Below are 13566 nucleotides of genomic sequence, written 5' to 3'. Positions count from 1 at the left end.
CCCCCGCCGCGCCGCGCAGCCTGGTGGTGGCCCGGCGCACGCCGGTGCCGGCGGCGACACTGCCGACGCCGCGTCCGTTGCCGGCGCTGCCGGCGCTCGCCGCCGGACGGCCGCTCTTCTTCGACCTGGCACGCGACCAGGCGCGCAGTTTTGCGCTGACCTTGCCGGAGGGCGGACTCTACCGGGTCGAGACGCTGGGCCGGCTGCGCACCCGCGGCAGCCTCGGCACCGCCTTCATCGCGCCGCTGGAAGAGGCCGTCGGCAACGGCACCGGCCAGAACATGCTGATCCAGCGTCACCTCCGCGCCGGCGCCTATCGGCTGACGGTGACGGCGGAAGCGTCGAACGGCCGGCTCGGCCTGCTGGCCCGTCCGGCGCCGACGCGGGACGCGCCCGTGCTGCGGCCGGACAGTGCCGTGCGCGCCAGCCTGCCGGCCGGCAGCGGCCTTATTATCCCCATCGAGATCGCCGAAGGCGGGCGCCAGCGGCTGAACCTGCTGTCGCTCGGGCGCGAGGTGCCGGCGCGGCTGGAGGATGCCGAGGGCTGGCCGCTCTGGGCGCCCGGCCCGATCGATGGGCTGGAGCAGGATTTTCCGGCTGGGCGCTATCGACTGGTGGTGCTGCCGGCCGATGTCGACAGCCGCGTCGTCGCGCGCCTGACCGCGCTGCGCGCGCCGCCGGAAACTGCGGGCCACGGCCCGCATCCGCTGACCTTCGGCACCATCGCGCGAAACGAGTGGCGGGAACCCGCCACGCGCGACGCGACGCGCGACCCGGATCTATGGGATTTCAGCCTTGCCGGTTCGGCGGAGATCACGCTCTCCATCTCCGATGGCATGGGCGCCGAGCTGCACCGCGCCGATGCGCCGGAGCGGATCGCATCCTTCGCCGACAGCGCGGGGTTCACCGGCGCCCTGCCGGCCGGGCGCTACCGGGTCAGCGCCCGCGCCCTCGGCCGCAACGACCGGCTGCCCTATCGCCTGACCCTGCGGAGCGCCGAGCTGCAGCCGGACGTGGCGCGGACGGTGTCGCTGCCGGCGAGCCTGCCCTTCGCCATCGCGACCGACCGTGTCGTGAACCTGACGAGCTTCGGCCCGGCCTTGCTGCGCGCCACGCTGCGCGATGCCGCAGGACGCGTGCTGCTGCGTGAGGGCGAGCGGACGGATGACTGGAACATCGCGATCTCCCGTCAATTGCCGGCCGGCCGCTATGTGCTGGAGCTGACGCAGCCAGCACCGGTCGCGGCGCTGCGCCCATCGCAGGGCGAAGCGAGCGACGAGGATGACGACTCCGAGGAGGTTCGCCGTCCCCGCCGCTACGCCGACGATCCGGAATCCGAAGCGCCGGAGGGTGAGGCCGCCAGCACCACGATCCGCCTCTCCCTGCCGGAGGCGATGCCGGCGCGGCCGGTCGCGGCGGAAGGCGAGGCGGTGCTGGCCGACGCCGGCGTGCACCATCTGACCCTGCCGGTCGCGCCGGCGGGCAGCCTGATCCTTGCCAGCGCCGAAGCAGCGGAGGAGCTGGTGCTGAGCCTCGATCGCCAGGCGCCGGACGGCACCTGGCAGCCGGTCACCGCCCAGCGCGGCACCCGGGCGGTCGCGGCGGTGCCGGCCGAGCCCGGCGCTGCCTGGCGCGCCTCCGCCTGGCGCGTGGATGGCGGCCTCGCACCGATCCGCTTCGCGCTGCGCACGCCCTCCCTTCCCGCGCAGCCGCTCGGGACGGTAACGCCGGTGCCGGCTGGGCTCAGCGGCGACCTTCATGTCGCGCTGGTCGCGGTGCCGGATGCGGCGCTGGTGGCGGTGACGGGTGCGGCGCTGTCCCAGGTCAGCGCCCCTGGGCGCGGGCTGGCGCCGGTGGCAGGCGGCCTCATCGCCCCGCAATCCCAGCGGCTCTGGCTGCTGGCGTCGGGCCCGGCGCCCCTGCAGGTCAGCGCCGCCGCCATCGCCCGGCCGCTGATCCTGACCCTCGCGGCCGGCGAGACCGCAACCCTGCCCGCCGGCGACGGCCCGGCCCGGCTCTGGCTGGCCGAGAGCGGCGCCGACATCGCGGCGCTGGAGGCCGGGCGCGGCATGGGCCTGGCGCGGGGATCGAGCATCGCGCTCGCCGGCGGCCCCTGGCTGCGGCTGCGCAATGCGGACGGTGCGACGCCGATCCGCACGGCGCTCCGCGCCATCGATCCGTCGCTGGCGCCAGAGCGCGCGATCGCCAATGCCTTCCGCGACACGCTGGCCGCCAATGGCGCGCAGCCGCTGCTGCTGCCGGAGGGGCCGAAGCGGCTGCGGCTCGACCTCCCCTCCGGCACCGCCGCGGTGCTGGGATGGCGGAGTGCCGATGCGGTCACGGTCTGGGCCGGCGATTCGCCGGTCAGCCGCCTGCTGGACGGGGACTGGACCGAACTGCTGCTGGTCAATACCGGCCGGGCGCCGGCGCCCGCCATGGTGCAGGTTGCGCGCCTCCCGTCCGCCACGCCGGCGCTCGGCGCCACCCGACCGCTGCGCCGCTTCTTCGGCGCCGCCGGCTCCGTCGCGCTGCCGCTGGACGCGGCGGCGGGCCAGCGCCTGCGCATCGCAGGCGGGCGCGACGCCCATGTGATCACCCGCGACGGCGCGGTGCGGCGCGGCACCGATCTCCGCCTTACCGGGCCTGGGCTGCTGGTGCTGGAGCACGGGTCGGGGCCGGTCCTTGCCTGGATCGGCGATGCGGCACCCTTCCCGGATGTCCCGGCGCTATCAGCGCCGCTGCCGGGGCAGATGCCGCTCGCCGGGCCGGCGATGGCGCTGACGCTCTCGTCCACAACACCCGTGCTGCTGCAGGCGCGGACCACCGCGCCTGTGGTGCTGGCGCTCGGCGATGCGGCGCCGGAGGTCTTCGCCGCCGGCGCCGAGTTCCAGCGCTATCTGCCCGCCGGCGCCACGGTGCTGCGCGTGATGGCGCCGCAGGAGGGGCCGCTGAGCGGCGCGCTGGAGCTCGACGCGCTGCCCGTGCTGCCGGTCGCCGAAGGCGTCGGCGCGCCGGTGATGGTCGCACCCGGCGGCAGCGCGCTGTTCGGCTTCGAGCTCGCGCGCGCCGCCATCGTCGGCGTCGGCGTGCGCGCCGAGCCCGACCGGGTGGCGGTGCGGCTGCTCGGCGCCGATGGCGCACCGATCGGGGAAGGCGTCGCGCAGCTCCGCCGGCTGCCGCCCGGCCGCTACATCATCGAGGCGCGGCTGCCCGCCGATGCCGGCCCCGCCACCGTCCGCCCGGCCGTGATCGGGCTGGAACCGCGCCCGAGCGGTCCGCCCGCCGAAATCGCCCGCGAATACCAGGCCATGACCGGCGTCATGCCGGCCGCCGCGCGCTGAGGAAGCACCAACATGACCCGTCTGATCCTCGGCCTGTTCCTCGCGCTGCTGGCCTCGGCCCCGATCTACGCGCAACCGCTCGACCGCACGCTCCGCGCCGATGGCGCGAGCGTGGTGCCGGACCGTTTCCTGCGCCGCTGGGACCCGGTGACGGTGCTGTTCGACAGCGACCAGGGCCCGGCCCAGGGCGGGCCGGAGGATGCGCCAGAGCGGCTGGTGCGCCTGACCCCGGCGATCCCCGGCGCCTGGCAGTGGCTCGGCCCGCGCGCCCTGCAGTTCCGCCCGGCCGAGCCCTGGCAGCCGCTGCGCCGGGTGGAGATCGCGGCCGCCGGCCGCACCACCCGGCTGGTGCCGCTGCTGCCGGCGCCGATCCGCACCATTCCGACGGCCGAGAGCGAGGGCGTCGCCAATCTCGACACTATCACCCTGACCTTCGCCGACCCGGTCGATCCCGCGGCGCTGGCCCGGCTGCTGACAATCGAGTTGCGCCGCGCGCCCGGCACCGCGGCGCCCGGCGCGCAGATCCTGACCGGGCAGGATTTCACCATCCGCGCCGTGGACCGCGAGGCGCGCGATGCGCCGGCGAGCTATCTCGTGGTGCTGCACCGCCCGATCCCGGACGGCCATGTGGCGCTGCTGCGGCTGAACCTGTCGGACGAGCCCGGCCTCGACGACCAGGCCTTCGAGCTCAGGCTGCGCAGCGCCTCCCCCTTCGCGCTGACCGACACCGGCTGCGCGCGCGGCTTCGGCCGCGACATCCGGGACGGGCTGCTGCAATGCAGCCCGCAGGACGGATCATCGGGCCGTCGCCGCGGGCTGACGCTGCGCTTCTCCGAGGAGCCGGAAGCGGTGGACGCGGTGCGGGCGCGGCAGGTGCTGCGCATCACGCCGCCGGTCGACGACCTCGCCGTCGCGGTCAGCGGGCGGAGCTGGGCAGTGACCGGCCGCTTCCAGGCCGACGCCGCCTATGAGCTCCGCGTCGAACCCGGCAGCATCAGCGACACCCGCGGCCGGACGCTGTCCGGCGCCCCCATCACCGCGCGCTTCGCCTTTCAGCCCGATCAGCCGAACCTCGTCTGGGATGCCGGGCAGGGGTTGGTCGAACGGCTCGGCCAGCAGATGCTGCCGCTGCGCGGCCAGGGCTATGAGCGCGCTGATCTCCGCATCCATGCCATCCCTCCGCTCGGGCGTGATTTCTGGCCCTTCCCGGCGAGCGGGTTGGAGACCGATGACGGCGCCGCACCACCGCTTGCCGGCAATGAGCCCACGCCCTGGACCGGCACCGCCGCGCTCAACCGCCGCGCGCTTGCCGAGCGCATCCGGTCCCTCGGCTCGCCGGCGGTGTCGGAGCTGGTGAGTTTGCCGACCCAGCGTGGGGGCGCCTCGGCGCGCTTCGGCCTGGATGTCGCGCCGCTGCTGGCGCGCATCGCGGGCCCGCAGCAGCCCGGCACCTACCTGGTCGGGCTCCGGCCCGTGGATGGCGGCACGCGGCGCTGGATGCGCGTGCAGGTCACCGACCTGGTGCTGACCACGGTCGAGGAAGCGGACCGGGTGCGGTTCCATGTCACCTCGCTCAGCACCGCACGCCCGGTGGAGGGTGCCGAGATCACGCTCGACGGCGAACGCGGCGATGCCTATGCCGCGCTCGCGCGCGGCGTCACCGGCGCGGACGGCGCCTTCCTCTGGACCGCGCCCGCCGCCGGCACGCGGCCGGACACGCTGCGCCGCGAGCTTCGGCGCATCACCATCACCAAGGGCAACGACACGCTGGTGCTGGACCCCGCGCGGCCGCCGCGGCAATACGCCAATGGCAATTGGACGGGGGGCGAGGGCCGCTGGCTCGGCTGGACGCAGGGCGACGTCGCGGAGCGGCGGCCGGCGCCGCAGCTCCTCTGCCACATCTTCACCGAGCGCCCGATCTACCGGCCGGAGGATCCGGTCCATATCCAGGCCTTCCTGCGCCGCTATGTCGGCGGCACGCTGAGCTTCTGGCGCCCCGCCGGGACACTGGTGGTCTCCGGCCCCTCCGATCAGGAATGGCGTATCCCGGTGACGCCGGACGATGCCGGCGGCTTCCACCATCTCTTCGCGGAGCGGACCGACGCCACCGGCGACTACACGGTGCGCTTCGAGGCGGAGGACGGCACCAGTTGCGGCGAGACGAGCTTCAAGAAAGAAGCCTATCGCCTTCCGACCTTCGAGGTGCTGCTGAACGGTGCGGCCCGCGTGCCGCTCGACGCGCCCTTCTCCATCGACCTGCTGGCGCGCTACTTCGCGGGCGGCCTTGCCGCCGATCGTCCAGTCACCTGGCGCGTGACGCAATTCCCGCAGGCCTGGTCGCCACCGCAGCGGGAGGGTTTCCTGTTCGGTAGCGACAGCCGCTTCTCGGCGCAGCGCGAATTCCGCTCCTCCCCGGTGATGAACCGGGAGACGCGCACCGATGATGGCGGCGCCGCGCGGCTGACGCTCGACCCGACCGTGGAGCCCACCGCGCAACCGCGCCGCTACGTGATCGAGGCGACGGTGACCGGCGATGACGACATCCAGGTGCGCAGCAGCCAGACCGTCGTCGCGCTGCCGCCCTTCGTGCTCGGGCTGAAGCTGCCGCGCTATATCCCGACGCTTGGCGCCATCGAGGGCGAGATGCTGGTGGCGGATGCCGAAGGCAAGGCCCTGGCCGGCATCGCCGTCACCGCGCGGCTGATCCGGCGCAACTGGGTCTCCATCCTGCAGGCGAGCGACTTCAGCCAGGGCGCGGCGCGCTACCAGACCGAGGTGGTGGACGAGACCGTCGAGGAGCGCCGCCTGACCAGCACGGACGATGTGCAGGCGCTGCGCTTCGAAGCGCGGGAGGCCGGCGTCTACCTGGTGCAGCTCGAGGCGGAGGATCGCTTCGGCCGCCGCCAGACGGTGCGCGTCGATCTCTTCATGGCCGGCGACACGCCGGTCACCTGGGCACGCCCGCCGGCGCAGACCGTCACAGTGACGCCGGAGCGCGATGCCTATGCGCCGGGCGAGAGCGCAACGCTGTTGATCCAGAGCCCCTTTCAGACCGCCCGCGCATTGGCGGTCGTGGAGGAGCCGGAGGGCCGCTTCCGCTACGACTGGGTCGAGATCGCCAATGGCTTCGGCCGCTACACGCTGCCGGTGCGGCGGGAGCAGATGCCGCGGATCGCGGTACATTTCCTGCTGATGCGCGGCCGCCTGGCGGGTCCACCCCAGGCAGCGACCGCACCCTTCGACCAAGGCAAGCCGGTGACATCAGCGGCAACCGCCTGGGTGACGGTGACGCCGGTGCAGCATCGCGTGCAGGTCGCATTGAACGCACCGCAGAGCGTGCGCCCTGGCGAGGAGATCGAGGTGACGTTGCGGCTCTCTGACGAGGGCGGACGCCCGATCGCCGGTGAGGCGGCCTTCTGGATGGTCGACCAGGCCGTGCTGTCGCTCGCACGCGAGCAGCCGCTCGATCCGCTGCGCAACTTCATCGTCGATCGCCCGACGCGCATGGCGGCGCGGGATACGCGCAGCATGGCCTTCGGCATCATCCCGCTCGACGAGAACCCGGGCGGCGACGAGGGCGAGGAACCCTGGGCGCAGGAGAATATCTCGGTCCGCCGCAACTTCACGCCGGTGCCGGTCTACCTGCCGCGGGTGCGTGTCGGTGCCGACGGCATCGCGCGCGTCCGGGTGCGCATGCCGGACACGCTGACCGTCTATCGCCTGCGGGCGAAGGCGATCAGCGGGCCGATGCGCTTCGGCTTCGGCGTCGGCGAGGTGCGGGTGCGCCAGCCGGTGATCGCGCAGCCGGCGCTGCCGCGCTTCCTGCGGCCGGGCGACCGCTTCGACGCGACGGTGATCGCCCGCATCGTCGAAGGTCCCGGCGGCAATGGCCGCGCCTCCCTCTCCGCCCCCGGCCTCACGCTCGGCGGCCCCGCCGAGCAGGCCATCGCCTGGGCGCCGAACCGCCCGGCGCGGATCGGCTTCCCGGTCAGCGTGCCGGCGGCGGCCAGCGATGCCGCACGGCTGCGCTTCCTGGTGCGCCGCGCCGCCGATGGCGCGGGCGATGCGGTGGAGCTGACCCTGCCGATCCAGCCGGACCGTCCGCCGCTGCGCGAGCGCAGCATCCTGACGGTCGCACCGGGCGAGGCCGGGACCTGGCCGCCGCCGGCGCAGCCGATGCGGCCAGGCAGCGGCAGCGGCCGGATCAGCGTCACCGCCGATGCGGCCGCGGTGCAGATGCTGGGTGCCATGAACCTGCTGCTGGCCAATCCTTACGGCGGCACCGAGCAGCGCATCGCGCTCGCCGCCGCCGAGGTCGCGCTGGCGCCCTTCGCGCCGCTGCAGACTGCGGCCGGGCTGCAGGACCGGATCGCCGCGGATGTGCGCGCCACCACGCGCGCCATCCAGCAGGCGACCGACGCCGACGGGCTAGTCGCCTTCTGGCCGCGTCAGCGCGGCTCGGTCTGGTTGACCGCGAGCGCCTATCGCTTCCTGACCGCGGCGGCCCGCGCCGGGCAGACGGTGGAGCAACCCATGCTCGACCGGCTGGCCGAGGTGCTGACCCGCGCATTGCGTTCCGACGATCCCCGCCTGATGCGCGGCGAGGAATTGCGGGAACGCGTGGCGGCGCTCTCCGCCCTCGCCGAGGCCGGCAAGCTGGAACCCGCTTATGCTGCGGAGCTGGCGCGGCGAGCGGCGCAGATGCCGACCGAGACGCTCGCCCAGGCGGCGGCGGCCATTGCGCTGCTGCCGCCCGACAACCAGGCGATGCTGCCGGGGTTGTTGGAAACGCTCTGGGGCCGGGTGCGGGTGCTGAACCGGGACGGCCGGCCGGCCTATGCCGGCCTGTCCGAGACCGGCGGCAATCCGCTGATCCTGCCTTCGGAGACGCGGAGCCTGGCGGAGGTGATGCTCGCGGTTACCCGTGCCGCGCCGCAGGAGCCGCGGCTCGCGCTGCTGCGCGATGGCTTGCTGCGCCTCGGTGGCCCGAATGGCTGGGGCAACACCAATGCCGATGCCGCGGCATTGCGGGCACTCGCCGCCGGCTGGGCGCCACCCGCCGGCGCCGCCGCCGTGCAGGTCGTCCTGCCGCAGGGACCGCAGGCCGGGACGCTCGGCACCGACGCGCCGGTGCTGGGCTGGCCCACCGACGGCAGCGGCGCGGTGCGGGTCGAGAACCGTGGCACCGTGGCGGTGCTGGCGCTGGCCGAGCGGCGCTACCTGCCGGTGCCACCGGGGGCGGAGGCGCCGGCCGTGCAGGATGGCTTCATCCTGACCCGCACGCTGTTCCGCATCCCCCCAGGCGGCGGCGCGCCGGAGCGGCTGACGCCCGGCGCCGATGGGACGATCCGGATCGCCACCGGCGACATCGTCGAAGAGGTCGCCGAGCTCGTGAACCCGGAGGATCGCGTGCATGTCGCGCTGACCCTGCCGCTGGCCGCCGGGATGGAGCCGCTGAACCCCGCGCTCGCCACCGCGCCGGCCGAGGCCATACCGTCCCCCGGCAGCGGCGCGCAGCCGGACTGGACCTCCTATGGCGATGACCGGCTGGTCGCCGTCTTCACCACCCTGCCGCGCGGCAACAGCAGCATCACCTTCCGCATGCGCGCCAATGTCGCCGGCAGCTTCACCCAGCCGCCGGGCGAGGCGGAGATGCTGTATCGGCCCGGTGTGTATGGGGCGAGCGCCGGTGCACGCGTGGTGATCGCGCCGTGAAGCCGTGGCGCCGCATCGCTATGGCGGTGCCGGCGCTGGCCGTGTTGGCGGTCTATGCCGCCCAGGTGGCCGGGCGCGCGGAGCTGCGCGCGCCGGCGCCGACACCGGTCCTGACCGATCGCCACGGCGCCTTCCTCACCCAACTCGGGCATGAAAGCGGCGCGCCCGATGGCCGGCATGTCGACTACGGCTATTGGCCGGTGACGCCGCCGGAGCGCGTCGCGCGCGCCATGCTGGCGCTCGAGGATCGGCGCTTCCGCAGCCATCCCGGCGTCGATCCCGTCGCTCTGCTGCGCGCCGCCTGGCAGAATCTGGCGAGCCTCCGCCGCCGCTCCGGCGCCTCGACTATCGCGATGCAGGTGGCGCGCATGCAGGATCCGGCACCGCGCACGCTCTGGGTCAAGGCGGTGGAGGCCGGCACCGCCGTCGCGCTGACCCTGCGCTACGGCCGCGATGCGGTGCTGGCGCAGTATCTGCGGCTGGTGCCCTACGGCAACGGCAGCCATGGCATAGGCCACGCCGCGCGCTTCTACTTCGACAAGCCGGCAGGCGATCTGAGCTGGGCGGAGATCGCGCTGCTGTCAGCCATTCCGCAGGCGCCGGCGCTGCACAACCCGCGCAACCCGGCAGGGCTGGCGCGGGCCAAGGCGCGCGGGCAGCGGGCGCTGGCGACGCTCGCCGCGCAGGGTGCGATCGGGCCCGAGGAATACGCGACCGCGATTGCGCAGCTCGCCGCCATGACCCTGCCGCCGCTGCCGCTGCGCCCGGACGCGCTGCACCTGGTGCTGCGGCTGCGCGACATGGTCGCACGGCAGGGCATCGCGGGGCTCGACCCCACCGATGCGCGCCTGCGCACCCATATCGACCTCGGCCTGCAGCGCCGCGTGGCACGGCTGGCCGAGGCGCGCTTCGCCGCGCTGCACCAGGACGGCGCGCGCCAGATGGCGGTGATGGTGGTGGGCCGCGGCACGCGGGAGGTGCTGGCCGCCATCGGCTCCGCCGGCTACGCCGATACACCCGGCGGCGCCTTCGACTATACCGCCGCGGCCCGGTCCCCCGGCAGCACGCTGAAGCCCTTCCTCTACGCCCTGGCTTTGCAGCGCGAGGTGTTGCGGCCGGACGAGGTCATCGCCGACCTGCCCGATCGCTCGCTCGGCATCGGCAATGCGGATGGCGGCTTCCTCGGGCCCGTGCTGCCGCGGCAGGCGCTGGCCAATTCGCGCAACATCCCGGCCGCGGCCCTGCTGCGGCGCATCGGGCTGGAGACTGCCTTCCGCAGCCTGCGCGACCTCGGCCTGCACGACAGCGCCGAGCCCGCCGCCTATTTCGGGCTATCGATGGCGGTGGGGTCGCTGCCGACCAGCCTCGATCGGCTGCTGCGCGCCTATGGCGCGCTGGCCGGGGACGGCATGCTGGGCGACCTGCTCTGGTATGAGGGGCAGCCCGCCGCGCCGCCGCACCGGGTGCTGCCGGAATGGGCGGCGCGGCAGGTGACGCTGTTCCTGGCCGATCCGCAGGCGCGGCTGCCGAGCTTCCCGCGGCACGGCACCACCGAATATCCCTTCGCCGTGGCGCTGAAGACCGGCACCTCCCAAGGGTATCGCGATGCCTGGATCGTCGCCTGGTCGCGCGACTACCTGGTCGGCGTCTGGATCGGGCGTGACGATGCCGCGACCATGGCCGGCATCACCGGCGGGCTCGGGGCGGGGGCGCTGGCCCAGGCCGTCCTGCTCGACCTGCACGGCACCTCGGCCGATGCGCTGACCGCCGGCGGCTTTCCGGCACCGGAGGGCACGGCGCCGGTCGCACTCTGCGCCCGCACCGGGCGGCCGGATGACGGCGCCTGTGGCCCCACCTTGCTGGAATGGCTGCCGGCAGGAAGCGCGCTGGCCGCGACAGCGGAGCCCGCACCGCCCGCGGATGCACTGGCCGCGACCGCGTCGCGCCTGTCGGTCGTCACGCCGGAGCACAACAGCCGGCTCTGGCGCAATCCGGAAGCGCCGGCGCGGCTCAACCGCATCGCGTTGCGCGCCGCGGTGCGGCCGCAGGCCGCGCAGGTGGTCTGGTATGTCGACGGCGAGCCCTTCGCCGTCGCCGATCCGAACGAGACCGTCTATTGGCCGATGGCCCCCGGCGTGCATCGCTTCCAGGTCCGGCTGCCTTCGGACGAAGCGGTCTCGCGCCCGGTGCGGATCGTTGTCGAGTAGCCACGCAACCGTCGCGGCGCCGGCCCGTTCTGCCGCCGAAGGGACGGCACCATGCTCGGCAGGATCAGGACGCTCGCGGTCGACACCGTGATGGGCTTCATCGCGGATGAATGCCTGAGCCGGGCTGCCGCCATCGCTTACTACACCTTGTTCTCCATCGCGCCGCTGCTGGTGATCGCGACCGCGATCGCCGGCTTCGCCTTCGGCGAGGATGCCGTGCAGGGCGCAGTCGCCGGGCAGCTCGAAGGTACGGTCGGGCGCGATGCCGCGGTCGCGGTGCAGGAGATGGTGCGCGGTGCGAGCGACGCGACGGAGGGCGGCATCGCGGCCGCGATCGGCATCACCATGTTGCTGCTCGCGGCCAGTGGCGCCTTCGGGGAGCTGCAATCCGCCCTGAACGCCATCTGGAAGACCACGGGACCTCCGGCCGGCACCCAGATCTCCCGCTTCCTGCGCGCCAAGGCGGCGGCGATCGGCCTGGTCGCGGCGACCGGATTCCTGCTGCTCGTCTCCCTGATCGTCAGTGCGGCGATCAAGGCGCTCGGCTCCTGGATCGGCGGCGTGCTGCCGGAAACCGTCGTGCTGCTGCAATGGATCGCTTTTTTCGTGCCGCTCGCGATCCTCACCCTCCTGTTCGGCGCCATCTACAAGGTGCTGCCGGATCGCGACATCGCCTGGCGCGACGTGCTGGTCGGCGCCTTCGCGACCGCACTGCTGTTCAGCATCGGCAAGACGGCGATCGGCCTCTATCTCGGCAGCAGCAGCATCGGCACCAGCTTCGGCGCGGCGGGTGCGCTGGTCGTGCTGCTCGTCTGGGTGAATTATTCCGCGGTGATCTTCCTGCTGGGCGCGGAGTTCACCCGCGCCTGGGCGAATATGCACGGCAGTTGCAGCGATGCGCCTGTGCCGGCCGATTCCGGCGGCCGCAACGCCCGCGCTAACTGAAGAAGCGGCTCGATGGCCGCGCCAGGCCGAGATGCTCGCGCAGCGTGGTGCCGGTATAGTCGCGCCGGAACAGCCCACGCGCCTGCAGGATCGGCACCACCTGATCGACGAAGTCGTCGAAGCCGCCGGGGAAGTAGGGCGGCAGGATGTTGAAGCCATCGGCCGCGAAGCCGCGGAACCATTCCTCCAGCGTGTCCGCGATCCCGGCGGGCGTGCCGCAGATGACCCAATGGCCGCGGGCCGCGCCGGTCAGGTTGTGCAGGTCGCGCCAAGTCATGCGCTCCCGCTTCGCCTTGGCGAGCATCGCGCGCGCGAAGCCATGCGAGGTGTCGGGCAGCGGCAGCTCCGGCACCAGCGCATCCATCGGGAAGCCGGAGACATCCATGCCGAGCCGGTTCGAGAGCAGCGTCGCCGCATTGCTGCCGGTGACGAAGCTCTGCAGCGTATTGAGCTTCTCGCGCGCCTCGGCATCGGTCGCGCCGATCACCGGCATCACGCCCGGCAGCACCGCGACATCCGAAGGCTGGCGGCCGAAGCGCGGCAGCCGGTCCTTCAGCGCCCGATAGGCCGCCTTCGCCTCGGAAAAATCCTGCACCACCGAGAACACCACGTCGGCGGTGCGCGCCGCGAGCTCGAGCCCGACCTCCGAGGAACCCGCCTGCAGGATGATCGGCTGTCCCTGCGGGCAGCGGCCGATATTGAGCGGTCCCTTCACCTTGAAGAAGCGCCCTTCGTGATCGAGCGTGCGCACCTTGGCGGGATCGATGTACTGGCCTGTCTCCCGGTCGGCGATGATCGCCCCATCATCCCAGCAATCCCAGAGCCCGCGCACCACATCGACGAATTCCTCCGCCACCTCGTAGCGGGCATCGTGGCGCGGATGCTCGCGCCCGAAATTCGCCGCCGCCTTCGGGCCGGAGCTGGTGACCGCGTTCCAGGCCGCACGACCGCCGCTGAGGTGATCGAGGGAGGCGAAGGCGCGCGCCACCAGGAAAGGCTCGCCATAGGTGGTCGAGGAAGTGGCGCCGAGACCGACATGGGTCGTCGTCGCGGCCAATGCCGCCAGCATGGTCAACGGTTCGAACCGCGCGGTGAAGGAAGGGTGGTCGTTCACGCCGGCGGTCAGGCTGTCGCCGAGGAACAGCAGGTCGAACTTCCCCCGTTCGGCGATGCGCGCGATCTCCTGGATCACCGCCAGGCTCTGGAAGCTGTCCGCGGCACCCGGGTAGCGCCAGCCGGCGATGTGGTTGCCGGTCCCGAGGACGAAGACGCCCATATGCATCTGGCGTTCAGGTGCGGGCATCTGCCGTTCCATCGACTGCATGAAAATCGTCTCCTCTCGGGCGCCGCCGCCCACA

The 13566-nt window shown here is 73.4% G+C and carries 5 protein-coding genes; 4 read left to right on the top strand and 1 reads right to left on the bottom strand.

Annotated features, from left to right (window positions below):
• The 4 genes from GXW71_RS24565 to GXW71_RS24550 form a co-directional block, all read left to right on the top strand.
• Positions 1 to 3341, top strand: a 3341-nt coding sequence (locus GXW71_RS24565) for a hypothetical protein (protein ID WP_211855332.1), incomplete at its 5' end; no start/stop codon positions are given.
• A 12-nt stretch (positions 3342 to 3353) separates the two neighbouring features.
• Complete coding sequence (locus GXW71_RS24560; RefSeq protein WP_211855331.1) at positions 3354 to 9056, top strand: alpha-2-macroglobulin; 5703 nt, start codon at positions 3354 to 3356, stop codon at positions 9054 to 9056.
• The gene (locus tag GXW71_RS24555) at positions 9053 to 11263 is read left to right on the top strand and encodes a transglycosylase domain-containing protein (protein ID WP_367617364.1); all 2211 of its coding nucleotides are present in this window, start codon (positions 9053 to 9055) and stop codon (positions 11261 to 11263) included. The genes GXW71_RS24560 and GXW71_RS24555 overlap by 4 nt, the downstream gene beginning before the upstream one ends.
• Positions 11264 to 11314: 51 nt before the next feature.
• Positions 11315 to 12208: a YihY/virulence factor BrkB family protein gene (locus GXW71_RS24550; protein WP_211855330.1), complete on the top strand. Its 894-nt coding sequence runs from the start codon at positions 11315 to 11317 to the stop codon at positions 12206 to 12208.
• On the opposite strand, the gene GXW71_RS24545 is transcribed toward GXW71_RS24550, so the two are convergent.
• Positions 12201 to 13532 (bottom strand): LLM class flavin-dependent oxidoreductase, encoded by a 1332-nt coding sequence (locus GXW71_RS24545; RefSeq protein ID WP_246526855.1) that lies wholly within the window; start codon positions 13530 to 13532, stop codon positions 12201 to 12203. The genes GXW71_RS24550 and GXW71_RS24545 overlap by 8 nt on opposite strands.
• Between the last annotated feature and the right edge of the window lie 34 nt (positions 13533 to 13566).

This window comes from Plastoroseomonas hellenica (assembly GCF_018129085.1).
GTDB lineage: Bacteria > Pseudomonadota > Alphaproteobacteria > Acetobacterales > Acetobacteraceae > Plastoroseomonas > Plastoroseomonas hellenica.
The sequence above is the reverse complement of the archived record's forward strand: the minus strand, read 5'-3'. Positions and strand labels throughout refer to the sequence as shown.